The sequence below is a fragment of the bacterium genome (assembly GCA_020444325.1).
In the GTDB taxonomy this organism is placed as follows: domain Bacteria; phylum Bacteroidota; class Ignavibacteria; order SZUA-365; family SZUA-365; genus BM516.
Genome location: JAHLLD010000001.1, coordinates 365,770 through 390,451, shown reverse-complemented (window position 1 = coordinate 390,451; position 24,682 = coordinate 365,770). Strand labels below are relative to the sequence as shown.

23 protein-coding genes are annotated in these 24,682 nt (G+C 58.5%); 14 read left to right on the top strand and 9 right to left on the bottom strand.

What is annotated here, in order from left to right:
* Positions 1-28: 28 nt before the first annotated feature.
* Genes menD through menE form a run of 5 tightly spaced genes read left to right on the top strand, consistent with a single transcriptional unit; the run spans position 29 to position 7,008 of the window.
* Complete coding sequence (gene menD, locus KQI65_01630; protein MCB2203421.1) at positions 29-2,659, top strand: 2-succinyl-5-enolpyruvyl-6-hydroxy-3-cyclohexene-1-carboxylic-acid synthase; 2,631 nt, start codon at positions 29-31, stop codon at positions 2,657-2,659.
* A 48-nt stretch (positions 2,660-2,707) separates the two neighbouring features.
* Positions 2,708-3,556: a 1,4-dihydroxy-2-naphthoyl-CoA synthase gene (menB, locus tag KQI65_01625; protein MCB2203420.1), complete on the top strand. Its 849-nt coding sequence runs from the start codon at positions 2,708-2,710 to the stop codon at positions 3,554-3,556.
* A gap of 2 nt (positions 3,557-3,558) precedes the next feature.
* Positions 3,559-4,473, top strand: a complete 915-nt coding sequence (locus KQI65_01620) for a 1,4-dihydroxy-2-naphthoate polyprenyltransferase (GenBank protein ID MCB2203419.1) — start codon at positions 3,559-3,561, stop codon at positions 4,471-4,473.
* Between the two features lies 1 nt (position 4,474).
* Positions 4,475-5,566 carry an o-succinylbenzoate synthase gene (menC, locus tag KQI65_01615; protein MCB2203418.1) on the top strand — a complete coding sequence of 364 codons (1,092 nt, stop codon included), beginning with the start codon at positions 4,475-4,477 and terminating at the stop codon, positions 5,564-5,566.
* Complete coding sequence (menE, locus tag KQI65_01610; protein ID MCB2203417.1) at positions 5,563-7,008, top strand: o-succinylbenzoate--CoA ligase; 1,446 nt, start codon at positions 5,563-5,565, stop codon at positions 7,006-7,008. Before menC ends, menE begins: the two co-directional genes overlap by 4 nt.
* Before the next feature lie 53 nt (positions 7,009-7,061).
* Here menE and ubiE read toward each other — a convergent pair whose 3' ends face one another.
* The 3 genes from ubiE to KQI65_01595 all read right to left on the bottom strand — a co-directional run bounded on the left by ubiE (position 7,062) and on the right by KQI65_01595 (position 9,455).
* On the bottom strand, positions 7,062-7,751 hold the full coding sequence (gene ubiE, locus KQI65_01605) for a bifunctional demethylmenaquinone methyltransferase/2-methoxy-6-polyprenyl-1,4-benzoquinol methylase UbiE (protein MCB2203416.1): 690 nt from the start codon (positions 7,749-7,751) through the stop codon (positions 7,062-7,064).
* A gap of 42 nt (positions 7,752-7,793) precedes the next feature.
* A complete protein-coding gene (gene aroF / locus KQI65_01600; protein MCB2203415.1) occupies positions 7,794-8,669 on the bottom strand; it encodes a 3-deoxy-7-phosphoheptulonate synthase in 876 nt (291 codons plus the stop codon).
* Positions 8,670-8,747: 78 nt separating this feature from the next.
* Positions 8,748-9,455, bottom strand: a complete 708-nt coding sequence (locus KQI65_01595) for an SDR family oxidoreductase (GenBank protein MCB2203414.1) — start codon at positions 9,453-9,455, stop codon at positions 8,748-8,750.
* 106 nt (positions 9,456-9,561) lie between these two features.
* Between KQI65_01595 and crcB the strand changes: the two genes are divergently transcribed.
* Positions 9,562-9,948 (top strand): fluoride efflux transporter CrcB, encoded by a 387-nt coding sequence (gene crcB / locus KQI65_01590; protein MCB2203413.1) that lies wholly within the window; start codon positions 9,562-9,564, stop codon positions 9,946-9,948.
* A gap of 74 nt (positions 9,949-10,022) precedes the next feature.
* On the top strand, positions 10,023-10,367 hold the full coding sequence (locus KQI65_01585) for a DUF190 domain-containing protein (protein MCB2203412.1): 345 nt from the start codon (positions 10,023-10,025) through the stop codon (positions 10,365-10,367).
* A gap of 51 nt (positions 10,368-10,418) precedes the next feature.
* Here the strand turns inward: KQI65_01585 and KQI65_01580 are convergent, their stop codons facing one another.
* Positions 10,419-11,885, bottom strand: coding sequence for an aminotransferase class V-fold PLP-dependent enzyme (locus KQI65_01580; GenBank protein MCB2203411.1), 1,467 nt, complete (start codon positions 11,883-11,885; stop codon positions 10,419-10,421).
* Positions 11,886-12,265: 380 nt separating this feature from the next.
* Between KQI65_01580 and rplM the strand changes: the two genes are divergently transcribed.
* The 6 genes from rplM to frr all read left to right on the top strand — a co-directional run bounded on the left by rplM (position 12,266) and on the right by frr (position 16,397).
* The gene (gene rplM / locus KQI65_01575; protein MCB2203410.1) at positions 12,266-12,715 is read left to right on the top strand and encodes a 50S ribosomal protein L13; all 450 of its coding nucleotides are present in this window, start codon (positions 12,266-12,268) and stop codon (positions 12,713-12,715) included.
* A 42-nt stretch (positions 12,716-12,757) separates the two neighbouring features.
* Complete coding sequence (gene rpsI, locus KQI65_01570) at positions 12,758-13,144, top strand: 30S ribosomal protein S9 (protein MCB2203409.1); 387 nt, start codon at positions 12,758-12,760, stop codon at positions 13,142-13,144.
* 175 nt (positions 13,145-13,319) lie between these two features.
* Positions 13,320-14,081, top strand: a complete 762-nt coding sequence (gene rpsB, locus KQI65_01565) for a 30S ribosomal protein S2 (GenBank protein ID MCB2203408.1) — start codon at positions 13,320-13,322, stop codon at positions 14,079-14,081.
* A gap of 92 nt (positions 14,082-14,173) precedes the next feature.
* The gene (tsf, locus tag KQI65_01560) at positions 14,174-15,016 is read left to right on the top strand and encodes a translation elongation factor Ts (protein ID MCB2203407.1); all 843 of its coding nucleotides are present in this window, start codon (positions 14,174-14,176) and stop codon (positions 15,014-15,016) included.
* Between the two features lie 66 nt (positions 15,017-15,082).
* Positions 15,083-15,826 carry a UMP kinase gene (gene pyrH, locus KQI65_01555; GenBank protein ID MCB2203406.1) on the top strand — a complete coding sequence of 248 codons (744 nt, stop codon included), beginning with the start codon at positions 15,083-15,085 and terminating at the stop codon, positions 15,824-15,826.
* Positions 15,827-15,839: 13 nt separating this feature from the next.
* A complete protein-coding gene (gene frr, locus KQI65_01550; protein ID MCB2203405.1) occupies positions 15,840-16,397 on the top strand; it encodes a ribosome recycling factor in 558 nt (185 codons plus the stop codon).
* A gap of 79 nt (positions 16,398-16,476) precedes the next feature.
* On the opposite strand, the gene KQI65_01545 is transcribed toward frr, so the two are convergent.
* From KQI65_01545 to KQI65_01525, 5 genes are all read right to left on the bottom strand, one after another.
* Complete coding sequence (locus KQI65_01545; GenBank protein ID MCB2203404.1) at positions 16,477-17,037, bottom strand: hypothetical protein; 561 nt, start codon at positions 17,035-17,037, stop codon at positions 16,477-16,479.
* A complete protein-coding gene (locus tag KQI65_01540; GenBank protein ID MCB2203403.1) occupies positions 17,034-19,046 on the bottom strand; it encodes a (Fe-S)-binding protein in 2,013 nt (670 codons plus the stop codon). Before KQI65_01540 ends, KQI65_01545 begins: the two co-directional genes overlap by 4 nt.
* Positions 19,047-19,235: 189 nt before the next feature.
* Positions 19,236-21,311 carry an Omp28-related outer membrane protein gene (locus tag KQI65_01535; GenBank protein MCB2203402.1) on the bottom strand — a complete coding sequence of 692 codons (2,076 nt, stop codon included), beginning with the start codon at positions 21,309-21,311 and terminating at the stop codon, positions 19,236-19,238.
* 102 nt (positions 21,312-21,413) lie between these two features.
* A complete protein-coding gene (locus tag KQI65_01530) occupies positions 21,414-22,262 on the bottom strand; it encodes a TraB/GumN family protein (GenBank protein MCB2203401.1) in 849 nt (282 codons plus the stop codon).
* Positions 22,263-22,546: 284 nt separating this feature from the next.
* Positions 22,547-23,272, bottom strand: a complete 726-nt coding sequence (locus KQI65_01525; protein ID MCB2203400.1) for a septal ring lytic transglycosylase RlpA family protein — start codon at positions 23,270-23,272, stop codon at positions 22,547-22,549.
* Between the two features lie 92 nt (positions 23,273-23,364).
* Between KQI65_01525 and KQI65_01520 the strand changes: the two genes are divergently transcribed.
* Positions 23,365-24,606: a hypothetical protein gene (locus KQI65_01520; protein MCB2203399.1), complete on the top strand. Its 1,242-nt coding sequence runs from the start codon at positions 23,365-23,367 to the stop codon at positions 24,604-24,606.
* The last annotated feature ends 76 nt before the right edge of the window (positions 24,607-24,682 follow it).

Sequence of the window (24,682 nt, the reverse complement as noted above, 5' to 3'; positions counted from 1 at the left end):
CACCTGTGCTACGCCCGGAATCTGCTACATGTCGGCGTCTGAACGCTACCCCAACATCAATACACTCTGGTCGGATATCATCGCCGATGAGCTCGCGCGCAGCGGTGTACGTGATGTCGTCATTTCCCCCGGCTCACGCAGTACTCCGCTCGTGCTGTCCTTCGCCTCGCATCCGGATCTGAACGATCACAGTCAGCTCGACGAACGTGCAGCCGGATTCTTTGCGCTTGGCATCGCACGCGCCACCAGTCGTCCCGTCGCCCTGCTCTGCACCTCCGGTACGGCCGCTGCCAATTATTATCCCGCCGTCTGCGAGGCGGATGCCGCGGGCGTTCCGCTTCTTCTGCTGACTGCAGATCGGCCCGACCATCTGCGGGGAAGCGGTGCGCCGCAGACGATGGACCAGGTGAAGCTCTATGGCGATCGCGTTCGTCACTATTGTTCAGCCGGACACCCGGAATACGACAATGCGCGTTTTCGCGCATTGCGCGCCGCCATGTGCCACGCCGTCGCACTAAGCCAGGGCACGGATCCGGGTCCGGTACACTGCAATTTTCCCTTCCGCAAACCCCTCGAGCCGGTCGCAGTGGATCCCGATTGGATCCGCAACAGGGAAGTGTTCCCCGTTTTTGAAGGATACGAAGGTCGGCGCAGCGGCAGGGCGTGGACGCAGTATTTCGATGGCGTGGAGGCGCTGCCTCTTCTCGCTGATGCCCTGCTGCGCGCAGAGCGGCCCCTGATCATTGCCGGACCCGATGCGGCAGGTGACAGTTATGCCGCGCAGCTTCTCACGTTTGCGGCGGAGCGGCAGATTCCCGTTTTCGCGGAAGCTGCCTCACAGCTGCGCTTTCGTGCCGATGACGGACTGGCGGGTATCGGCAGCGCTGACCTGCTTCTGCGTTCCGAGGCATTCCGCGCGCAGCTTCAGCCGGACTGCGTACTGCTGCTCGGTGGCACGGCCACGAATGCGGGCATGCTGCGCTTCCTGGAGACGCGTGAGCACATCGATGTGTTTCAAATTTCATCCACGCTGCGTCGGAACGATCCGGCTCACAGCGTCACGCATCATCTGCATGGGGATGCAAAAGCAATGCTCGGCGCAATGCAGCGTCTTCTCGCACAGGCACCGATAAGGGACCGGTCTGCCTGGATGTCCTTCATCACACGGGCGAATAAAGTAGCCGTCGCCGCGCTGGAAAACGGATTGCAGGGGATGAGCGCCGGACTCGAAGGACTGTTCCTTGCCGAGCTCGGTCAGCTTTTGCAGGAAGGTACACCGCTGATGCTCTCGAACAGCATGCCTGTACGCGACGTCGAGACTTTTCTTCCCGTCTTGCGGAAATCGATTCCCGTGTACTTCAATCGCGGCGTCAACGGCATTGACGGGATTCTATCGACGGCACTGGGTATCGCCCAGGGCAGCGGGAACCGCACGGTGCTCTGCATCGGCGACATCGCCTTTCTGCACAATCTCAACGCTGTCGTCGGCGGCAGGCTCGCATCGCTCCCGCTGACCATCGTGCTGCTCAACAACAGTGGCGGAGAGATATTCGAACTTCTTCCCGTCCGTGAGTTCGACCCGGCATTTACGCGGCATTTTCTCACACCGCCGGAGGCAAACATCACCGCCCTCGCGCAGGCCATGGGACTCACCGTGCATCGCGCCGATGATCGCGGCTCTTTCGCCGCTGCGTTTGATGACAGTACGCAGGCGGAGCACTGCGTGCTTATCGAAGTACGGACCGACATTCAGGAGAGCGGCCAGCTGCGTCGCGACCTGCTCGCCGGGGTCGCCCGGGAGGTGGACACAGCGCTCGACGCGCAGTCTCTCCCCGGTGAGACAAACTTCCAGCCCGTTCCCGTCCTGCGGCTTCTGCGTCCCGGAGCCGGGACACCGGTTGTCTTTCTGCATGGATTCACGCGCAGTGCTGCTTCGTGGGATAGTATGTCCGCGCTGCTCGAAGGTCGTCCCCTGTACGCCGTCGATCTGATGGGACACGGCTGGTCACCTGTGCCTGAAGCGCACAACCATCCTTCCTGCTATTCGCTCGAATACGCCGCCGACGCTCTGGAAGCCCTGTTTGCGCGCTGGGGCTTTTCCGATATGCATCTGGTGGGATACAGCATGGGGGGGCGAACTGCCATGACCTATGCCACAAGGTATGGGAAGCGGCTGCGTACCCTTGCCCTGCTCAGTGCCAATCCCGGTATCGAAGATGACGCTGCGCGCAAGACGCGCAGGCAGCAGGACGATGCCCTCGCCGCGCAGATCGACGGCGGTGGACTCCATGCATTCGTGCGGTACTGGAGTGCAACACCGATGTTCGCGGCACAGAAAGATGCCGATCCGCTTCGCTGGGCCGCGGCCATGCAGGACAGGACGTCGAACACCGCCGGTGGACTGGCGGCCGCGTTGCTCGGCAGCGGGCAGGGACAGCAACGTTCCCTCTGGAGCGAACTTGGAAATATTGATCTCCCTGTTTTTATCGCCGCCGGTGATGGCGACGGGAAGTATGTGGAAATCGCCGCACGTATGCGCGACGCCCTGCCGCAGTCGGAACTGCGGGTTTTCGAGAATGCGGGACACGACCTTCCCTTCGAGCGGGAGCGTGACATTGCACGTGCATTGCTTGATCTGTGGAAACGCGGAGAGGCCTGACATTGTTGTGGAAGAAGCTGAATTTCAATGATGGAGTCATCTATTCCCATGAGTGATATTACCTGGACGACAGTAAAGAACTATTCCGACATCACCTTCCGCAAGAGTGATGAAGGCATCATGCGTATCGCCATCAACAGACCGGAAGTACGGAATGCCTTTCGTCCCGAAACGGTGGATCAACTGCTCGACGCATTTCACATCGCCTCGCTCGACACCGATGTCGGTGTGGTGCTGCTGACCGGTGAGGGTCCATCGAAAGACGGCAAGTACGCCTTCTGCAGCGGCGGGGATCAGAAAATCCGCGGCGATGCCGGATACATGGCGGAAGGAAAGGAAGCGGTGCCCCGACTTCATATTCTTGAATTGCAGCGTCTGATGCGCAGCATGCCAAAACCTGTCATCGCCATGGTGGCGGGATATGCCATCGGTGGGGGACACGTGCTGCATGTGGTATGCGATCTGACCATCGCTGCGGAAAACGCCGTGTTCGGTCAGACCGGTCCCAAGGTCGGCAGCTTCGACGGCGGCTTCGGGTCGTCGTATCTCGCACGCATGGTCGGACAGAAGCGTGCACGCGAAATCTGGTATCTCTGCAGGCAGTACAGCGCACAGGAGGCCATGGATATGGGCATGGTCAATACTGTCGTCCCTGTCGAACAGCTCGAAGCCGAAGGTGTACAGTGGGCGCGCGAAATCCTACGCCATTCCCCGCTTTCCATCCGTCTGCTCAAATCCGCTTTCAACGCTGAACTCGACGGACAGGCGGGGATACAGGAACTGGCCGGCAATGCCACGCTGCTGTACTACATGTCCGAAGAAGCGCAGGAAGGGAAAAAAGCCTATGTCGAAAAGCGCAAGCCGCATTTCCGCAAGTTCAAATGGCTGCCCTGGTGAGTATGACGAGCGCTCAGACCACAACTCCGGATATCAGCAAGACGCAGGCGTGGATACTCGCCTCGCGGCCCAAAACGCTGCCTGCCGCTATCGTCCCCGTACTCGTGGCCTCCGCCGTGGCCATTTCCGATGGCGTCTTCGTCCCTTTGCCCGCCACCGTGGCGCTCATCTGTGCTCTGCTGATACAGATCGGTACCAACTTCGCGAACGATTACTTTGATTTCATCAAGGGCGCGGATTCGCATGAGCGTATCGGTCCCGTTCGCGTTGTGCAGAGCGGCATCATTGCTCCCTCCACTGTGCGTAACGCGATGATCGGCGTCTTCGCCCTGACCTTTATTCTTGGCCTGTATCTCGTCGCCATCGGCGGATGGCCGGTACTGGTCATTGGTGTGGCATCACTGATCTGCGCGGTACTGTACACGGCCGGACCCTTTCCCCTCGCGTATGTCGGTCTCGGTGATCTCTTCGTGTTCATCTTTTTCGGCATCGTTGCCGTTACCGGGACGTACTACGTGCAGGCGCTCAGCTGGTCGACCGACGCCTTGATCGCGTCTCTCCCCGTGGGAGCAATTTCCACCGCCATTCTCGTTGTCAACAATTACCGCGACATCGATACCGACCGGAAAGCCAACAAGCGGACACTGGCCGTGCGTATCGGCCGTCGCGCCACACGCTTTGAATATCGCGTGCTGCTGCTCGCCGCGTACGCCGTGCCCGTATTCCAGATCCTGCAGCAGGATTATCCCGTCTGGCTCCTGCTGCCCCTGCTGAGCATTCCCCTCGCCGTGAGCGTGCTGATGGTGGTAGAAAAGAGTCTGGATGGCGGCGCGCTCAACGGTGCTCTCGCCGGCACGGGGAAACTGCTCGCACTGTATGGAATTCTTTATGCCGCCGGTTTCATGCTGGCCGCTTGATATGAACGCAACAATCTACTCACAACAGTATCCCCTGCACAGACCCTTCCGCAGCAGTGGCTGGGAAATCGTCAGACGTGACGTCATTCTCCTGCGCATCAGCGATGGTACGTTCACCGGCTGGGGTGAAGCCGCACCGCTGCTTCCGTTCGGGACCGAGAGCCTTGAACGCTGTCAGGCCGCACTTACCGCTTTCTCCGAGGCGGATCAGCTTTCCGGCACTGATGCGGACACGTTGCTCAACGAACTCGACAGCGTCTGTCCCCAATTTGCGCAGGCACCCACCGCACGCTTTGCGGCCGAAAGCGCGTTGCGTGATTTTATCGCACGCAGGGAGGGCATTTCCCTGGCAGCGCAGCTCTCCGGAGAGCAGCCGGGTAACGTCGCGCATGAAGGACGCATTCCCCTGAACGCCGTGGTGGGCGGAGGCAGCGCACAGGAGGCCGCAGCCGCTGCGGGAGCTGCAGTCGAGGCAGGTTTCCGATGCATCAAGATGAAAGTCGGCGCCGCCGATCTCGAGGAGGATGAAGAACGTCTGCGTGCCGTGCGCATGGTGCTTCCGGCGGATATGCCGCTGCGGCTGGATGCCAACGGCGCGTGGGATTTCGGGGAGGCAGAAGAGGCGATGCGATTGTTTGCGCCCTACGGCATCGAATATATCGAACAGCCCGTACCCGCGGAGGAGGTCGATGAACTCGCGGCGCTTGCCGGACTCGCCATCATTCCCGTTGCCGCCGATGAGTCCACCACGAATCCCACAGTCGCCCGCGAACTGCTGCAGCGCGAAGCGGTGCATGTATTGGTTCTCAAACCCATGGCCATGGGGGGATTGCAGCGTGTGCGCACTCTGGCGCTCGAAGCCTATGCGAAAGGAATTGACGTTGTACTGACGTCGCTGATAGACGGTGCGGTGGGACGAAGTGCAGTCGCCCGGCTCGCGGCCTCGCTGCCGTTTCCGCTCCGTAGCCAGGGATTGGCAACGGGCGCAATGTTTACGCAGGACAGTGCCCGTGATACCATTGAGCAGGGAGACCTGATCCTGCCATCGGGCAGCGGCATCGGTTTCGATCCTGAGATACTCGAGACGTCATGAGACTGCTGGATCGCGCAGCAGACAGCTGGACTGACACAGCCGCGCTGATCACCGATGAGATCACGCTGAGCTGGCGTGAACTGCGTGATGCCGTGCATTCCCTTGCAGCCTGGCTGCAGGATGAACGCGGAGTACGGCCGGGAGATATCGTCGCCACGCATTTTCCCAACAGCGCATTTCACTTCCAGCTCATCCACGCCATCTGGTACTGTGCTGCCACTGCCGCGCCTGTGAATATCCGGCTTTCCCCTGACGAACAGGAAGCGCGGCTCGCACATCTTGCGCCTGCACTGCAGCTCACGGCGTCCGATGAAGCGAAATATGCAGAACGTGCATATTCCAAGGCTGAGGATTATGCAGAAACTGCATATTCTCGTGCAGGGGATGATGCAGAAACTGCATACGAGGGAAATTGCAGCCTGCTGTATACGTCGGGCAGTTCAGGGAATCCACATGCCGTGCTTCACAGCTGGCAGCAGCACAGGGCAAGCGCGGCGGCATCGGCTGCGAATCTTCCGCTCGGGGTGCGGGACTGCTGGCAGTGCGTGATTCCGCTCTATCACATCGGGGGACTCGCCATTCTCACACGCAGTCTTTTCTCCGGCTGCACCGTGCGACTGCATGACGGTTTCGATACAGGGGAAGTGGACGCTGCGCTGCGTGACGGCACGGTGACGGTTTCTTCACTCGTCCCCACCATGCTGCATCGCTTGCTTGCGGAGGACGATGCGCTGCTGGGTACGGCAATGCCGCGGCTGAGGGCCATCCTTCTTGGCGGCGCGCCGGCATCGCAGGCGCTCTGGCAGCGTGTGCGTGAACGTGTCCTGCCTGTCGTGGGAACCTACGGACTCACCGAAAGCTGCGCGCAGGTCGCCACGGCCGATCCTCTCCGCTGGCAGGAAGAGGCCGGAACGGCGGGGCGTCCGCTTCCGGGCGTGAAGCTGCGCATCCTGCAGGAGGACAGTTCTGCGGCAGGACCTGGAGAGGCAGGGGAAATTGTGCTTTCAGGGGAAATGATCGCAGCCGGGTATTTCCGTAATGACGATGCTACCCGGCGAGCGTTTTCCGATGAGGGATTCCGCACCGGGGATATCGGGATGATCGATGCGTCGGGATTTCTTCATGTACTTGCCCGCAGGGAAGACCTCATTCTCAGTGGAGGGGAAAATATCCTCCCGGCGGAAATCGAGGAAGTGCTGCTCCAGCATACGGCTGTGCGCGAGGTCGCCGTGGTCGGAGTACCGCATGAAGAATGGGGCCAGCAGGTCGCTGCCGCAGTTGTGGTCGAAGGAGATCTGCGGGAGGAAGCGCTTACCGAATTTTGCCGGGAGCGGTTGGCGGGATACAAGCTGCCACGCTGTTGGCTGCTGCTCGATGCACTGCCGCGTACGGCGAGCGGAAAATTGCTGCGTGGGGAGTTGCGGAGGCTATTCGACTCCTGATCACAGCATCATCGTGCGATGAGCGCATGATAACGATGAGCGCATGATAACGATCAGCGTACAACACCGATGTAGAGATAGGCGATGCCACCGGTCAGCGGTACCGTGCGGCGGGAGGCGTACATGCCGCTTTCATCCATGAGCGCGAGGAATTCATCTCCGGTCGGAAAGGCTGCAGAGGTGCGGGTCAGGTATTCATAGGCATCGCGTTTGCCGCTGACGATGCCGCCGACGATGGGAATGATCACTTTGCTGTAGAAAGCAAAGAACGGCTTCATCCACCAGAGGGGGCGACCAAACTCGAGTATCATCACGCGTCCCCCCGGACGCACCACGCGTCCCATGCTGCGGAGTGCCTGCACGGGATCGTCCACGTTCCGAATCCCAAAGGCGATGGATGCTACATCGAAACTGTCATCGTCATAGCCGAGATGCATGGCGTCCTGCACCTCCCAGCGAACATCCACCCCTTCCTTCTCCGCCTTGGCCGGAGCAAAGGCAAGCATGTCCGCATTGAAATCCGTTCCCACGACCCTGCCGCTGTTCCCGACACGCTTCTTGAAGCTGATGGCCAGGTCACCGGTGCCCGTTGCGCAGTCAAGTACGCGATCACCTTCCGACGCATCGCTCAGGCGCACGGTGGTACGCCGCCAGAGGTGATGTATGCCGAGGGAAAGGACGGAATTCGCGCGATCATAGCTCCCCGAAATTTCGGAGAACATGTCATGCACTTCACGGCTCATGGCGATGGAAGCTGTTGGTGAAGGGTATGGAAGGGGAGCGCATCAGCGAAGCGCCCGTCCCGTCGCCGGGGCGATGCGCTTGAGCATATCCATCATTTCGGTGAACAGCTCGGGTGGCAGCGCCTGCTCTCCGTCGGAGAGCGCCTGCGAAGGATCGGGATGCACCTCGACCATGAGTCCATCAAGCCCGGCCGCCAGCGTCGCTGAGGCAAGTGCCGGGATGAGACGGGGATTGCCCGTGGCATGGGAGGGATCGATGATGACGGGAAGCTGCGTCTCCTGGCGTGCGAAGAGCGCGCCGGCGAGATCGAGGGTAAAGCGGGTTTCGTTCGAAAATGTTCGGATGCCGCGTTCGCAGAGGACAACCTGTTCGTTACCGCCCACGATGATGTATTCGGCGGCGAGCAGCCATTCCTTGATCGTGGCTGCGAAACCGCGCTTGAGGAGAATGGGTTTACGCACGTCGCCGAGCATTTTCAGCAGTGCGGTATTGTCCATGTTGCGGCTGCCGACCTGGAAGGCGTCCACCCACGGCTCCATTGCTTCGACGTCGCGTTCGGACAGCACTTCGGTAATCATCGGCATGCCGATGGTATCCGCCGCCTCGCGCATGAGCTTGACGCCTTCGAGACCGAGTCCCTGGAACGTGTACGGGGAGGTGCGGGCCTTGAACGCGCCGCCGCGAAGAATCTGCGCGCCGTGACTGGAAACGAGAGATGCCGTTTCGGCGATCTGCGTTTCCGATTCGATGGCGCAGGGACCGGCGATGACGACGAAGCTGTCGCCGCCGATCTCTATGTCCTTGAAGCGCACGCGCGCACGCGGAAGCATGCCATCCGGCATATCCGTTGCGGCGTGCTCGCCTGGAGGTACTGACGTTTTATGTATGTCCGTGATGCTCAATTCAGCTGTCTGCACTTTTACTCAATTACAAAAATCAGAATATCGCACCATTTAAACAACGAAAGAGGTAAAATTCGTTCACACTGGCAAAGGTCAGATATTCAGTTTCCCGAAAAGTCGCAAATCCGAGCCGTTTACGCCATCTGCCTCTGACGAGAGAAGGTAGGAGATGGTGGACGCGATCTCATCAGGCGTTACCCAGTCGGGAATATCATCCTCGCCGCCCCATTCCTCGTTGGCGGGTGTGCGGATAATACTGGGCAGGATGCAGTTCGCGGTCACGCCGAAATGGCGTCCCTCGTCCGCGAGGATTTTCGTCAGCGCAGAGACGCCCGCTTTTGCCACGCCGTATCCGGCCTGAGACGCAGCGGGTTTGACGGAAGCCATGGCGCCCATGGTGACGATGCGGCCAGTGCCGCGCGCATGCAATTCCTTCATGACCAGGCGGCTGAACAGGAAAAGCGAGCGCAGGTTGAGGTTCAGCAGGAAGTCCCAGTCCTCGATCGTGGTTTCTTCAATGGATTGAAATCCCCTGATTCCGCCGAGAATGTGCACGAGCGCATAGAGTTCACTCTGCTCTGCGGCGGTCTCTACCACGCGTTCGACCTCTTCGTCCTTCATCAGATCCGCTTCAAGCAGGAGCAGCTGGTCGCGCTGCTGCGGAGCGATATGCGCACGGAGCTTCTGTGCTTCTTCCACGCTGCGATAGGTGACCGCGCAACGATATCCATCGTTGATCAGGCGCAGCGTGACCACGGTGCCGAGCGCGCCGCTTCCACCGGGAATGAGTACGGTCTTCATAATACCCTTTGCTGATGGTTCATGCGTCTTGTATTATGTCATGATAGGAAACACGCTTCTCCGCCGCAAGGCGGGAGGCCGATTGTATGATGTCTGGAACGGCGCAATGCATGTAGCCTGGGATACACTGGCTGCGGTGGGAGCCGGGGGTGGAATCGGAGCCGTGCTGCGCTTCGGCGCTTCGGGACTCGTCTACCGCTGGGCGGGAGAGGATTTTCCTTACGGCACGCTGCTCGTGAACGTGCTCGGATCGCTGCTGCTCGGCTTCATTGCCGAGCTGACGGAAAGCCGCACGACCACGGGTCCACTTCTGAAAATGTTTCTCACGGTCGGACTCTGTGGCGGCTTTACCACGTTCTCCACGTTTTCTCTTGAAACCTGGCGCATGCTGGCCGACGGCAGCTACCTCGCAGCCACGGCCAACGCCGCAGGCAGCGTTCTGCTCTGTCTCGCCGGCGTCTACGGCGGCGTGGTCCTCGCCCGCATGCTCTGACGTCCTGCGCGTGAGTCAACGCGCGTGCGCTGACGCGTCTGTGCCATTCCGCCTGCACATAACAAGGAGGTGCCATGCAAACCCTCGGTGAAGCGAAACTGCTGCGAATTTTCGTGGGGGAAAAAGACAGGGTCGAAGGGAAGCCGCTGTATGAGTATGTCGTGCTACGCGCACGCGAGCAGGGACTGGCCGGCGCCACAGTGCTACGGGGGATAGAAGGATTCGGTGCGTCGAGCCTGCTGCACACTGCGCGCCTGCTGCGACTCTCGGACGATCTCCCCATCGTCATCGAAATCGCCGACAAGGAAGACCGCATTCAGGACTTCGTCGCGCAGCTCGAAGAGATTTTTACCGCTGCAGGCTGCGGTGCGATGGTGACCGTCGAAAAAGTCGACGTCCTCGTCTATCGTCCCGCCTGACCGCAGCTTTCGCAAGAGGTCACGGGACTGCCGCGTCTGCTTGCTGCCTGCTCAGCTCGCCTCGTTGAACTCCACAATGTCCTGCGTGGGACGGAAGGAGAAATGCGGGAAATACTCGGCGAAGGGATAGTCGAATTCCTTCGGCCAGTACGTGCCTGATTTCTCTTCCATGTGATATTCCCCTTTGTATTCACCGGCCGCGATGCGCTTGAGCATGGCGATCAGCCGGTCAACATCCTCACGGTTGTTGTAGCAGCCGAAGCTCGCGCGCACCATGCCGGGGATATTCGAGCGGTCACCATCTAGCATTTGCTTTGTCAACGCATCGGCGTTTTCCTCACTGAGTTTGAGCAGGCGCTTGACATACGGGTGCGCGCAGAAGCAGCCGTTGCGCACGCCGATGCCGCCTTCAACACTGAGAATGGCTGCGACCTTTGCATGCGGGACGTCAACGATGTCGAAGCTGATCACACCGACCTTGTCGCGGAGTTCATCGTTGTCGACCGGACCGTAGATGCGCACGCCGGGAATTTCCTTCATCTGTGCGATGGCATAGCTCACGAGTTCGTATTCGTGTTCGGCAACTTTGTCCATACCGACGGCATCGAGCATGTGTATGGCTGCTGCGAGTCCCACAGCACCGGGCACGTTCGGACTCCCCGCTTCCTCGCGGGCCGGTGGCGCGGTCCACGCCACCATATCCAGTTCCACCACATCCACCACGCCGCCGCCGACCATGTCCGGATCGCCTTTCGAGAAAAACTCCTTCGATCCTATCAGCACACCGATACCATAGGGCGCGTACATTTTATGCGCGGAGTACGCGATGAAATCGAGATGTCCGGGATCATCCTGCGGCAGCACGTCAATGGGGCGATGCGGCGCCAGCTGTGCGGCGTCCACGAAAATCTGCGCACCGTTCTCATGCGCCAGTCGCGCCACCTCGTGCACGGGATTGACGATGCCCGTGATGTTCGACGCGCCTGTCATCGCTACCATGCGCACCTGTCCACGATGCGCGGTGAAAGCGGCACGGAGTCCGTCCATATCCAGGTACCCACGATCATCCACACCGATATGCAGCACCTTCGCATGCTGCCGCCAGGGCAGGTCATCCGAGTGATGTTCCATCATCGTGGTAATGACGATGTCGCCGGGCTTCCAATCCACGCGCTTCGCAAGTTTGTTCACTGCCTCCGTCGTGTTCTTCACGAAAATCACCGTGTTCGCATCGAGATCCGCCTTGACGAATTTCCCGGCGATGGTATGCGCCTCGTCGAAGACCTGCGTTGCCAGCAGCGACTTGAAGCCCGTCCCTCTGTGCACGCCCGAATAGAACGGCATGAACTCCGCCATCACCTCGAACGCATGCCGAAAACTCGGCGTGCTCGCCCCGTTGTCCAGAAACACATACGGCACGCGGCTGCCATCGAGCAGCGGCACTTCCGTATCAATGCCCATGATATTCGGCCTGAGTTCGTCGTACTTCCAGTTGCAGTGATGTTTCGTATGATTCATTGCTATTCGTGGAGGGTGAAGGGGAGAGGTTCAATATCCCAATAAAATACGGAATCCTATGGAATTTCTTACTCCCCGTCCCGCGCCAGCGGGACGAAACACCTCCCTCCGCCTGCGGAGGGAAACGCCTCCATCGCGAAGCGAGGGAAACAACTTGGCGAGATAATTCCGCGATTTCCGTTGAAGACGGAAGCACACGCAAAATTAGCCTGATGTTGACACCGCAGGCCAACTCCGCGAAACTGCGGCACTTGCGGCTGTTTATCTCTAGTGGAGAAATATGTATCCACATGAATTCCTTGACTTTTTCCATCCCATGCCGTTAATTTGTAGATCGGTTTAATTTTATCGAGTCATAAACGGATTCACAAAGGCACAATATGAGCAAACGGACCACACAGAGAAGCTTCACGCCAAACGAAGCGGACGTGGACAAAAAGTGGTATGTCGTAGATGCGGAAGGCCTGGTGCTCGGGCGACTGGCGGCCAACGTGGCGCGCATTCTTCGCGGAAAGCACAAGCCGGTGTTTTCCCCGCATGTCGACACCGGTGATTTTGTCATCGTCATCAATGCGGACAAGGTTCGTGTGACCGGGAAGAGGCAGGAGCAGAAGTCGTACTTCACGCACTCCGGCTATCCCGGCGGTACGAAGACGCGTCTGTTCAAGGATCTGGTGCAGACCAATCCGCAATACGTGATCGAGCACGCCGTGCGCGGCATGCTTCCGCACAACCGCCTCGGACGCCGCATCATCAAGAAGCTGAAAGTGTACGCGGACGCAGAGCATCCGCATGCGGCACAGCAGCCCGAGACACTGACCATCGACTGATAACGCAAACGATTCATTCTCACTAGATAGACAAGGTTTTTTATGGTCAACAATATCTGTGTAGGGCGCCGGAAAACGGCAGTTGCCCGCGCATTTCTGACCCCGGGAACCGGCAAGATCACGGTGAACGGCAAGGACCTCACCGAGTACTTCCCGACGGATACGCTGCTCGAAGAGGTGCGTCAGCCGATGACGGTGACCGAGACCAACGAACGCTTCGACGCGCATGTGCGCGTGCGCGGCGGCGGCATTCACGGACAGGCCGGCGCGATCAAAATGGGTATCGCCCGCGCGCTGCTGCTGGTGGACGAAGAGTTTCGTCCCAAGCTTCGCGGCTCCAATCTCCTGACCCGCGACTCCCGTATGGTCGAGCGTAAGAAGTACGGTCAGAAGAAGGCCCGCAAACGCTTCCAGTTCAGCAAGCGTTAATTGCTGCGAGAGTTTGTACGGCGTGTGCACAATGTTCAGCATGCGCTGCTGCCGGCGATCGCTGATATTTTTTCATCACACATGCATCCGGACTGTCTGCCGTGTGTGCCCCACGGGGTAACGGCGGACGGGAGGATGGGTGCAGAGGTTCAACACAATTTTCTCTGGAGAAATCATGCCTAAGGTAAAACTCGAAGATCTGCTCGCGGCAGGGACCCACTTTGGTCACCTGACCCGCCGTTGGAATCCGAAGATGAAACCGTACATCTTCATGGAACGCAACGGTATTCATATCATCGATCTCAAGAAGACACAGGAAGAACTCGAGAAGGCCTGCGACGCAGTCGCAGACGTGATCGCAGACGGCAAGCGCGTGCTCTTCGTCGGCACCAAGAAGCAGGCGAAAGACATCATTCGCCAGGCCGCCGTCGAGAGCGGTCAGAACTACGTTGTTGAACGCTGGCTGGGCGGCATGCTCACCAACTTCACGACCATCCGCAAGAGCATCAAGCGCCTCACCAACATCGAAAAGATGGAGAGCGACGGTACCTTCGAACAGATCACGAAGAAGGAACGTCTCATGCTCACGCGTGAGAAAGACCGTCTCAACAAGATTCTCAGCGGTATTGTCGACATGAACCGCCTCCCGGGCGCACTGTTCGTCGTCGATATCAAGAAGGAGCACATCGCGGTCAAGGAAGCCCGTAACCTGGGTATCCCTGTGATCGCGATCGTTGATACCAACTGCGATCCGGATGTGATCGATCAGGTTATCCCGGGCAACGACGATTCCGCCCGCACCATCGAACTGATGATCAAAGCCCTGGTGGAAGCCATGGAAGAAGGACGTCAGCGAGGGCGCGTGGCCAAGGCCGAACAGGAGGCCGAAGAGGAACGGGTTGCCAAGGAAACAGAGAAGTCAGAAGAAACCGAATAAGACTCGATGGAATGGCTGCTCGTTCAGCCATTCTTTTTATCAGCTGGAATTCAATTACTAATATTTTATAATCACACAGAGAGTTGAAGAAGATGGAAATCACTGCCTCCATGGTGAAAGAGCTCCGTGACAAGACGGGCGCCGGGATGATGGACTGTAAGAAGGCGCTCAACGAGAACGACGGAGACATGCAAGCTGCTATCGAGTACCTGCGCAAGAAGGGCGCGGCCACTGCCGAGAAGCGCGCCGACCGCAGCGCTGACGAAGGTGTGGTGCTCGCAAGCATCGAGAACGGCAACGGCGTTATCGTCGAAGTCAACTGCGAAACCGATTTCGTGGCACGCAGCGACGACTTCCTCGCGTTCGCCAATCGTGCACTCGACCTCGTCAAGGCCAACGCGCCGAAGGACGTTGATGCGCTGATGGAAATGGAGATCGACGGACTCAAGCTCTCGGACGTGCTGCAGGAAACCATCGGGAAGATCGGTGAGAAAATCGAAGTGCGCCGCTTCGCGACCTTCAGCTCCGATGACACGCTGATCGAATACATCCACCCCGGTGCAAAGCTCGGCGTGATGATGGAAATCACCGGCGGCAGCGGTGACGAAGTACAGAAGCTGGGCAGGGACATCGCCATGCAGGTTGCCGCGATGAACCCGGTTGCCATTGACCGCGACGCCGTTCCGCAGGATGTCAAAGACAAGGAACTGGAGATCTACCGTCAGCAGGCCATCGAACAGGGCAAGCCCGAGAATATGATCGATCGTATCTCCGAGGGTCGCCTCAACAAGTATTTCCAGGAATACACACTGCTCGAGCAGACCTTCCTGCGTGATACCACCAAGACCGTGAAAGAGCAGATCGCTGAAGTCGGCAAGAGTATTGACGCCGATCTCAAGGTCGCCCGCTTCGAACGTTTTCAGGTCGGCGGTTGATCACGCCACTTCCCATTCACAGCCTTTTGGTTCACGCCAAGAGGCTTTTTTTTAAGCGGAGGTAACATGGAACCCAGGTTCAAGCGCATTCTTCTCAAACTCAGCGGCGAAGCCCTCATGGGCGACCGGGAATTCGGCATCGATCCGGATTCGCTGCAGAGTTATGCCGATGAAATTCTGTCCGTCATCGATCTCGGCGTGGAAGTGGGCATTGTGCTCGGGGGAGGAAACATTTACCGCGGCGTCTCCAACGCCGCCGAAGGCATCCATAAGGCGTCCGGCGATCAGATGGGCATGCTTGCCACGATGATCAACTCGCTCGCCCTGCAGAACATCCTCGAGTCGAAAGGTGTGCACACGCGCCTGGCCAGCGCCATCGAAATGAATCAGATCGCAGAACCGTATATCCGCCGCCGTGCCATCCGGCATCTCGAGAAACGCCGCGTGGTTATCATGGGTGCGGGTACGGGACACCCGTATTTCACCACCGATACCGCCGCCGCCCTGCGCGCGGTGGAGATCGAAGCGGACGTCATTCTCAAGGGCACGCGCGTCAACGGTGTGTACGACAGCGACCCGGAGAAGAATCCCGACGCCTTCCGCTTCCCTGAAATCAGCTACATCGATGTGCTGCGCAGAGATCTGCGGGTGATGGATCTGACCGCGATAACATTGTGTCGTGAGAATAAACTTCCTATTATTGTCTTCAACATAAACACGAAGGGCAATCTCCGGCGCCTGCTCCTTGGCGAGGATGTCGGAACGCTCGTGTCTGATTCCGTCGAATCGCATACTACCCAATCTGAATAACGGAGCAGTCATTATGATGAAGGACATTCTCAAGGATGCCTCCACGCGCATGGATCACTCCATCGAACACCTGCGCTCGGAGCTGAGCAAGATCCGCACCGGAAAGGCCACCACCGCACTGCTCGATGGTGTCCGCGTCGACTACTACGGCTCACTGACGCCGCTTACGCAGGTGGCCAATGTGTCCGTTCTCGATCCCCATACTCTGAGCATACAGCCGTGGGACAAAGGTCAGCTCGGCATTATCGAAAAAGCCATCCTCACGGCGGATCTCGGGCTTAACCCGAGCAATAACGGCAACTCCATCATGGTGCCCATTCCCCCGCTCAATGAAGAGCGCCGCCGCGAACTGGTGAAAATGATCAAGCGCTTCGGCGAGGACGCCAAGATCGCCCTCCGCAACGTGCGCCGCGATGCCAACGACCACCTCAAGAAAGCAGAGAAGGAAGACCACGTCTCCGAGGACGATCGTATCAAGGCGGAGAAGGATGTGCAGGAGCTTACCGACAAACATGTCGAAAACGTCGACGAGCTTCTCAAGATCAAGGAAGAAGAAATCATGGAAGTCTGAGGCTTCACCACCTCATCAGAAAAAACCCCGTCTCTTGAAAAAGCGACGGGGTTTTTCATATCCGCTAATCTGACTGGACTTATTCCTCTCCGCTTCGATCGAACTGCAGAAGGAGCTGCGTGGTGCGGTCGGGGTAGCCTTCGAGGCCCTGGAACTTGAGTCCGGCAAAGCGCTCGTCCATGCTCTCAAGACTGATCCACTGTCCCTCGCTGTCAGCCACGGCACCGGTGGCGATACCGAGCATACTGAAAGCGTTTTCCACGGTGTAAATGCCGTTGAGGTGACAGATCAGAATTTCGGGCAGTGCGTCGGCGGATTCGTCGGGAAAGAAGACTTCCACCGAGTCGCAGATGCCGTAGTTGTGCACCACGGGACGCGCGGCGGAGAAGGAAACGTACTTGTTTCCGAAGTCCTCTAAGGTGGATTCATACCAGCGGCCGATGTCGACGCGCAGTCCTTCATCAGGCTGCACGGGAGTAACGTCGATTTCACCGTTTTCCGTTGTCATTGTCGTGTCGGTCACAGGACCTTTCTCCTCCTGCGAGCTGCAGGCGGGGAGACTGAGCAGAAGCGCGACTGCGAGCGCAGACGCGAGTGCGGGGAATGCGATGGCGCGGACCATCAGGCGATTGTTGATCATTTCCTCATTGCCTCGTATACGAGTTCTGCGATGTCCTTGACTTCCACTTCCTCTTGTTTTCCTTTCTCCTTCACCCCGTCAGTCATCATGGTCATGCAGAAAGGACAGGCGGAAGCGATGGTGCCCGCTCCGGTCGCGAGAGCTTCTTCCGTCCTTTCGATATTGACGCGTTTGCCTTCGGTTTCCTCCATGAACATCTGGGCTCCGCCGGCACCGCAGCAGAAGCCTTTGTCGCGGCTGCGCTCCATCTCCGCCAGTTCCAGTCCGGGAACCTGGAGGAGGGAGGAGCGTGGTTCGTCGTAAATGTCGTTGTAGCGTCCGAGATAACAGCTGTCGTGGAAGGTCACGCTCTGCCGCACATCACTCTCGAGATGAATGTATCCCTGGTCGATAAGCCGATTGATCAGATCCGAGTGATGGATGACCGAGTAGTTGCCGCCGAACTGCGGGAACTCATTCTTCAGCGAATGGAAGCAGTGGGGACAGGCGGTGACAATATGCTTGACCTTGTAAAAATTCAGTTTCTCGATGTTGTCGACCATCAGCATCTGTGCGAGGTACTCGTTGCCGGCGCGGCGGGCGGCGTCGCCGTTGCACTTTTCTTCCTTGCCCAGGATGGCAAAACGGAGTCCCGCCTGCTTCATGATATGCGCTAGCGCGACGCTGACTTTCTTGTAGCGCGCATCGAAACTGCCCGCGCAGCCCACCCAGAACAGATAATCAATTTCTTCGGCACTGCCGAGATCGGACAGCTGCGGGATCTCGAGTCCGTCGGCCCAGGCGGCGCGATCTTCCGGCGAGAACTGCCACGGCGCGGCATTGTTTTCGAGGTTGCGGAACAGCACCTGCAACTGCTCGGGAAATTCCCCTTCGGTGAGCGCGAGGTAGCGGCGCATGTCCACGATTTCATCGACATGCTCGATCATCACGGGACATTCCTGCACGCAGGCGCGGCAGGTGGTGCAGGCCCACAGCTCCTGCGGCGTGATGAAGTCATGCAGCAGCTGCTTCTGCAGCGCGGGAGCATCGCCTGCGCCATTGCTCATCAGCGGTGCTTTTTCTTCGAAACGCGCGCGGGTGTCGACGATGATTTTTTTCGGGGAAAGCAGTTTGCCGGTGATGTTTGCGGGACATACCGAGGTGCAGCGCCCGCAGTGCGTGCAGGTGTAGCTGTCGAACAGCTGCTTCCAGGTCAGATCCTCGATGTCGGAGGAACCGAACTTCTCCGCGTTTTCGTCTTCGAGGTCCAGCGGCTTCAGCGCACCGTCGCCTTCGGGGTGGATGCCGTGGTTGCTGAAGAACACGTTGGGAATGGAGGTGATGACATGGAAGTGCTTGGAGTAGGGCAGGAAATTCAGGAAGCCCAGCACAAGCACGATATGCACCCACCAGGAAATCTCGAACAGCGTTTCCGTCCCGCTGCCGGGAGAGAACCAGACGGCCATGCCGGCGCTGATGGGACGCCAGGCACCGGCGTACTGCGCGCCTTCACCGAGCGCAATGCGCGTGCCGTTCTGCACCAGCATCGATATCATGATCAGCGCAATGGTGATCAGGATGAACGTGGCGTCCATCTGTGACGGCTTGTCGAGCTCACGCAGACGCTTCGGTCCCGCCACATGCCTGCGGAACAGTGCGAAAAGCACGGCCGCGAGAACGACCAACGCGATCACATCCGAAAACAGCGCGATAATGTTGTAGAGGGGACCGAGGAAGGAGAATGAGAAGCCGGGGATGAGTCCTTCCCCGATGCTCTCCAGCACCGCCATCAGCAGGATGACAAAGCCCCAGAAAATGCCGGCATGGATCGGACCCTGGACGGGATCGCGCAGAATCTTGCTCTGCCCGAAGGCGATGGCCAGCACGTTGCTGATGCGTTTGTCCCAGTGGTCGAAGCGGTTTTCCGCTTTTCCCAGTTTGAGATAGCCGAACACCTTCCGGGCGGTGTAGCCGAAAATGCCGAAAGCGGCAATGAGAACGATAAGAAATACGATGTTCTTGATTTCCATACGTTTGGATCCGTGAGATGAGACTTGGCAGGGAGGTCTGCAGAATGGACCTGCTTGTCAGAAATTACGGATTGCCCGGCAGAGTAACAAAGACAGGCTTCGAGGCGCTGGAAAACAAAACGGGATCCCCGGTGAGGGGATCCCGTGATGATCAAAGCGCTGCTGCGCTGAAGGTCAGCGACGCACCTGTCAGCGAAGCACCTGCATGACGCGGCTGCCGGTGAGCTGACTGCCATCGAAGAGCTGATAGTAATACACTCCCGGACGATAGCCGGTCGTATTCAGCTGCAGCTGTGTCGTTCCGGCGGACACTGTGCGCGCGTCGACGAGGCGGCCCATCTGATCGTACACGCGGAGCTGACGCTCATGCGTACCTGCGGTCAGCGGTATCACCGTCTGCGCACTGGCGGGATTCGGGTAATTCTGTCCGAGCGACAGCGAAGCCACCGCTGCGTCATACTGTACCGAAGAGATGACGCCGTGGAACCACTGCCAGGTCAGCTTGACGAGTTCGTTGCGCACAGCTGCATCTTTCACCTGCTCGAGCGCGAAGCCGAAGTACACGGTCTTGAAATCATTTTTCGCACCGCGGATGGCAGCGCCCTTTTCGGTGTCGCCATTGTAGAATGCGACGACCACACCTTCGGGAGTGGGACGAATGACGTCAGGGTAGAAGTATTCCACACCCTGCGAACTCTTGCCGTACACGTTTTCCAGGTCGGAGGAAGGTACATTGCCGAAGAGAGGATCTTCCGCCTGGAACGATACGCTGCTGTTTGAACCGTCGCCGTCGGCCGACCAGTTCGCGAACATATACGTGCGGTAGAACGCGCGCGCAGCGGATGTGCCATGGCCGTTGTCCGGATCGAACACGTCCCAGCCGATATCCTGTCCGCCGACCATCAGGTTGCCGCCTTCACCGAGGAAGCCGAGCATGGCGCGGGAGAATTCGTCGGGCAGTGCGGGGAAGGTCCATCCCACATTGAAATACAGATGCCTGACGTCATTGAGCATTCCTGCATCGAAGGCGCGCATGAAGGTGCTCAGCGAAGTGGATGCATGCGTGGTGCTGCCCGCGGCGTCGAGTCCATCGAGATACACGTACTCGAAATCCTTCGTCGTGTGCTCGCCTTCGGCGCCCCAGCTGTTGTCGTTGTTGATGACCATGTCGGTGACACCGGAAATGACGCCGAAGCCAAGCATCTGGGGACTGAGTTCGCTGTCGTCGAGCGAGGTCATGGTCATCATGTAATCACCAATGCCAGGATCGTCACCGACCGTGACGGTGAACGTGATGTCCGTGCTGCTGTTGCCAGGGACAGCGATATCGGCCTCATCCGTATACGTATTTCCATCCATCTCGTATTCCACGGACCAGTCTGCCGGATAGGTGCCGGTAAAAGCGAGATGCAGGTCCGCGGCGTCGCTGCCGAGATTTTCTATCCTCGCGTTGAATGTCGTTGCGTTCTGTGGTGTGCCTTTCTTGAAGGTCTGATCGTCCATCACCAGTTCAACCATGGGCAGGAAGGCGGCGCCGGCATTGTACACTTCCTTGTTGCTTTCGTTCTGTACCCAGACCACCGCGGCGATTTTCGTAGTATCCCATTCCGCGTTGGCGAGATCGTAGGTCCAGCTCAGATCCACCGATTCCCCGATCGCCGCGGGAGTGAAATCTTCACCCGTTGCGCTGTTGAGGAAATTGCGGAACACGTTCGGGAATTCCTTTTCCCCGTTCGAACCGGGAGCAGAAGCATACGTGATTTCCTTTTCCAGCACCGCCGCGCGTACGCGCAGTCCGGCGGTCGGCATCTGTCCCACCGTGGTCAGCTTTGCATGCACGGTACGCGTGCTGCCGTCGGAGCCTTCGGTGACGATGATGCGCAGGGGACTGGAGGTCGCGATGACGCGGTTCATGATTTCCTGCGACACGCCGACGGGACTCCCCTGATACTCGTCGCCCTGCAGTACCATGGTCGGTACGCCGGAGACGCCGTAAAAACGTACGCGGGTGTCGACTTCATCCTTGTTGTACGCATTCATCGGGTCACGTCCGGGCCACACGGTGTGATAGGCCATGTGGATGTAATTCCCCTTGTTGTTGTCCATGATGGTGGACTTGAACACCGGGTTCTGGGATGCGCAGGGACCGCAGCTTGCATTCGTGAAGTGTTCGTAAAACGCAATACGGCGGGCCTGTGCGTCGACCTGCTGCGCCGGAAGCAGCGCAAAAAGGACAAAAACAGAAAGCAGAAACAATGTTCTCATGATTCATTCCGGATTGTGGACGGTGGGCGAGAAAAAGAAAAAGTGAGGAAAAATCCTCACTTCGTCAAGGGAGAAGCAGATGCTGTTTGTGGGAATCGATCGTTAGCGAACCGGCGACACCTTGTAGCCCGCTTTTCGAAGCAGGGAAAGCACACCGTGCTCACCAGGCAGGTGTCCCGCACCGACGGCAAAAAACGTGGGTTTGGCCTGCATGATACGCTCGATACGCGGCACCCAGCGCTCGTTCCTGTCCACCAGCATGGCGGCACTGTAGCGGCCATATTCCACATTTGAATGCTCGACGAATTCGCGGAGTCCCTCCAGGTCCTGTTCCTTGTACAGCTTCGCCAGCTTGCGGAATTCCGTGCGCGTACTGTCCATATGATCCACCATCTCCATCACCATGTCGGCCTGCTCCTTCATACTGATGCTGCTGAAGGCGTCGAGCTGCTCCGCCGGTGTTTCAATGCCGACGATTTCCTTGTCCTGCGTGCGCGCAAACGCCATGAACATTTCCTCGAACGACGTCACCTTGCAGCGTAGCACCTTGGTGATGAGCAGTCCCACCAGGAAAAACGGCCGCAGCTTGTTCATCTGATCGAGTGACATGCCGACCGAATCCTTGAGGTACAGCGACAGGCGGGCATAATCCTCGGGCGAGAACACATCGTTCAGCGTGCTGTCACCGGGCATGAAAGAGATATGTCCCATTTCCACCTGCAGCGCCGGATCGTCCAGATCCAGCTCCAGTGCGATCTGCGCCGTGCTGTTCACCCCTTCGACCACGATATCCGGCAGGTCCGCCTCGCTGGCGCAAAGCGCGTGAATGGTGCCGAAAAGGTAGGAAGGTGCACTGAGGTCCTTTCCCTCGACTTTCCAGAGCAGGCTCTGCGCTGGAGTCGCATGGGGAAACAGGGAAATGAGGAAAAGCAGGGAAAGCAGCTTTTTCATGGGAATTCCGGTATGATTCGACGTTGAAAACACGGTTGCGCCCCGAAATATGCAGTTTCTGCATAATATCGGCCCGGGAAATATGCAGATTCTGCATAATGCCGCGTAAAAAAATATGCAGTTTCTGCATAATTGCGGCGGATCCTGCGCTTAAGGGACCGCGACCGTGGAAATCTAACACCGCGTGTGGCGTCGGTGTTCCTGTCACGCCGACATGTCACACCATACGATCCGGTCCCGCACGAAAGTTCGGTCCCGCACGAAGGTTCGGTCCCGCACTACGGTCAGGGGATGCGGAATACGAAACCGTCCACGCCCTGTTCTTTCATGGTCTTCTGTTTCCAGCGTGCGGCGGCTTCGGTTTCATAGGCGCCGACGACGAGACGGTGGACGAGTTTTCCTTTCACCGTGGCCATCTGGACGAAGACGTTGTCGATATCGCGTGCGCGCAGACGGTCGAGATAGCGGATGAGGTTTTCCATCTTTTCGAAGGATGCGATCTGTACGGCCCAGCCCGCGAGCTGTTCACGGCGGATATCCACCGCGTAGTACTCGACATTGCCCTTGGACTTCTGGTGATCCTCTTTCCCGTCGTCGCCGAGTACCTCGAGTTTCACGCGCGCCGTACCGGTTTTGATCATGCCGATCTTCGCCGCGGCGCCGCGGGAGAGGTCAATAATGCGTCCCTTGCGGAAGGGACCGTAGTCGTTGATGCGCACGTCGATGGATTTCCCGTTATCGAGATTGGTCACGCGCACATGCGAACCGAAGGGAATGGTTTTATGCGCCGCCGTCAGCGCCCACATATTGAAGCGTTCGCCGTTGGCGGTCTTGCGTCCGTGGAATTTCTTGCCGTAGTAGGAGGCCTGTCCCGTCTGCGTAAAGCCGGGCTGCGCGGCCAGGGGAAGCGCGCAGACGCTCAACGCCGCGAACAAAATGAGCGCGGTGGCCGTATGTATTCTGATCCTGGAACTCTTCACGATGGTCATGCAAATACGCACAATGGTCATGCAAATACGGTGGTTGAAAATACCCTTCCTATGCTTTTCTCCCAAGAAATCCTGATATTAATCGAAAGCCTCAACAGCGACACAGCAATGCAATGACAAAGAAACGCAACAGTGGAAACGGCGGCGCTCCGCGACAGGGCGGCATGGGTGCCCTGGTGCTGATCGCGGGTGGCGTGCTCTTCACCATCGCCATCCTGTATGCGTTCGGGGCCTTTTCCTTCCTCGAAGGCAATGGCAGGCCGGAGCGCGGCGAGGACGTCACGGGGTCGAGCTATCAGCCCGAAGGAACGTGGCTGAAACGTGCATACGCCATCGACCGGCAGTTCCACAAGGTGTATACCGCCGGATGGGAAGGGGCAAACGGCGCCATAGGGGACGCCCATCTTTTTGCCGTGACGGGTGACAGTGCGCTGTACCGCTTCCACACGCAGGAACATCCCATGCGGGATCTTTTCAACGGCACCTGGGTCGATGATCGTGCCTGGGCTGCGCTGGCCGAGCTGTACTGGTGGGATTTCCTGGGCAGAACACATGAAAACCTGGTGGAATCCGCTGAAATCCGCTACGTGGAAGCAAAAATGCAGGGACGCCTTTCCTCGCATGAAGGATACTGGAGCTGGTACAACTGGCCCCCCGAATCCGAGGTCCGTGACCAGATTTTCACCAACAGCAATATGAATCAGATGGTCACCGTCGCCTGCTGGCTGTATGAGGCGACGGGGAAGCAGGAATACCTTGACGACGCGCTCAAAGTGTGGAACGGCGACGGCAGCATCCCGGGCATCGAACAGACGCTCTACAAGGGTGATGGACGCTGGGAAGGCGCGAGAGGCCCCGCGGCCTTTGGCAAGCAACTCCCCTGGGAAGGCGCTTCGTACTGCTCCATCGGCGCCGCACTGTACCGCGTGACAAAAGAGGAAAAATATCGCGACATCGTTGTTGCAACCGCCCGCCGTATCATGGATCCGGCCACGGGCTGGGTGGATGCGCAGGATTTTTACCAGCTGCGCATGGACGGCAACGGGGCATTTGTGCATTTCATTCTCGACGCCTACATGATTGCGCCGGATCAATTGCCTGATATACCGACCAAGGTCGAACGCATGCTCGAGCATGTATGGACGAATCATAATGGACAGGCCAAGGTGACACTGCATCGCGCGTCCGATGACGGCATCCGCAACGGCTGGAATCCCAATGGCGGGGAAGACGGCTATGGCGTGGATGAAATCGGCACCGTGCACCCGCAGTCCCAGGCCGTCCGCGCCTTCGGCGTGTTCTGCTATGTCCTCGACCGCTATGTGAACAACAACCAGAAGCGCCAGGCCGAGTAACCTGCGTATTTTGCTCAGGACGCGGGGCATGCTGCCTGGAACTCAACCTGTAATGCTGCGGTTTTCCTGACACACA

What these genes read in the sequence shown, in the direction of transcription:
- menC (MCB2203418.1), top strand. Translation starts at nt 4,475, where the DNA reads ATGAACGCAACAATCTACTCACAACAGTATCCCCTGCACAGACCCTTC.
- KQI65_01585 (MCB2203412.1), top strand. Translation starts at nt 10,023, where the DNA reads ATGCAAACCCTCGGTGAAGCGAAACTGCTGCGAATTTTCGTGGGGGAA.
- rpsB (MCB2203408.1), top strand. Translation starts at nt 13,320, where the DNA reads ATGCCTAAGGTAAAACTCGAAGATCTGCTCGCGGCAGGGACCCACTTT.
- KQI65_01520 (MCB2203399.1), top strand. Translation starts at nt 23,365, where the DNA reads ATGACAAAGAAACGCAACAGTGGAAACGGCGGCGCTCCGCGACAGGGC.
- KQI65_01580 (MCB2203411.1), bottom strand. Translation starts at nt 11,885, where the DNA reads ATGAATCATACGAAACATCACTGCAACTGGAAGTACGACGAACTCAGG.
- crcB (MCB2203413.1), top strand. Translation starts at nt 9,562, where the DNA reads ATGCATGTAGCCTGGGATACACTGGCTGCGGTGGGAGCCGGGGGTGGA.
- pyrH (MCB2203406.1), top strand. Translation starts at nt 15,083, where the DNA reads ATGGAACCCAGGTTCAAGCGCATTCTTCTCAAACTCAGCGGCGAAGCC.
- menD (MCB2203421.1), top strand. Translation starts at nt 29, where the DNA reads ATGTCGGCGTCTGAACGCTACCCCAACATCAATACACTCTGGTCGGAT.
- tsf (MCB2203407.1), top strand. Translation starts at nt 14,174, where the DNA reads ATGGAAATCACTGCCTCCATGGTGAAAGAGCTCCGTGACAAGACGGGC.
- frr (MCB2203405.1), top strand. Translation starts at nt 15,840, where the DNA reads ATGATGAAGGACATTCTCAAGGATGCCTCCACGCGCATGGATCACTCC.
- KQI65_01535 (MCB2203402.1), bottom strand. Translation starts at nt 21,311, where the DNA reads ATGAGAACATTGTTTCTGCTTTCTGTTTTTGTCCTTTTTGCGCTGCTT.
- ubiE (MCB2203416.1), bottom strand. Translation starts at nt 7,751, where the DNA reads ATGAGCCGTGAAGTGCATGACATGTTCTCCGAAATTTCGGGGAGCTAT.
- KQI65_01620 (MCB2203419.1), top strand. Translation starts at nt 3,559, where the DNA reads ATGACGAGCGCTCAGACCACAACTCCGGATATCAGCAAGACGCAGGCG.
- KQI65_01530 (MCB2203401.1), bottom strand. Translation starts at nt 22,262, where the DNA reads ATGAAAAAGCTGCTTTCCCTGCTTTTCCTCATTTCCCTGTTTCCCCAT.
- rpsI (MCB2203409.1), top strand. Translation starts at nt 12,758, where the DNA reads ATGGTCAACAATATCTGTGTAGGGCGCCGGAAAACGGCAGTTGCCCGC.
- rplM (MCB2203410.1), top strand. Translation starts at nt 12,266, where the DNA reads ATGAGCAAACGGACCACACAGAGAAGCTTCACGCCAAACGAAGCGGAC.
- KQI65_01540 (MCB2203403.1), bottom strand. Translation starts at nt 19,046, where the DNA reads ATGGAAATCAAGAACATCGTATTTCTTATCGTTCTCATTGCCGCTTTC.
- KQI65_01525 (MCB2203400.1), bottom strand. Translation starts at nt 23,272, where the DNA reads ATGACCATTGTGCGTATTTGCATGACCATCGTGAAGAGTTCCAGGATC.
- KQI65_01595 (MCB2203414.1), bottom strand. Translation starts at nt 9,455, where the DNA reads ATGAAGACCGTACTCATTCCCGGTGGAAGCGGCGCGCTCGGCACCGTG.
- menE (MCB2203417.1), top strand. Translation starts at nt 5,563, where the DNA reads ATGAGACTGCTGGATCGCGCAGCAGACAGCTGGACTGACACAGCCGCG.
- KQI65_01545 (MCB2203404.1), bottom strand. Translation starts at nt 17,037, where the DNA reads ATGATCAACAATCGCCTGATGGTCCGCGCCATCGCATTCCCCGCACTC.
- menB (MCB2203420.1), top strand. Translation starts at nt 2,708, where the DNA reads ATGAGTGATATTACCTGGACGACAGTAAAGAACTATTCCGACATCACC.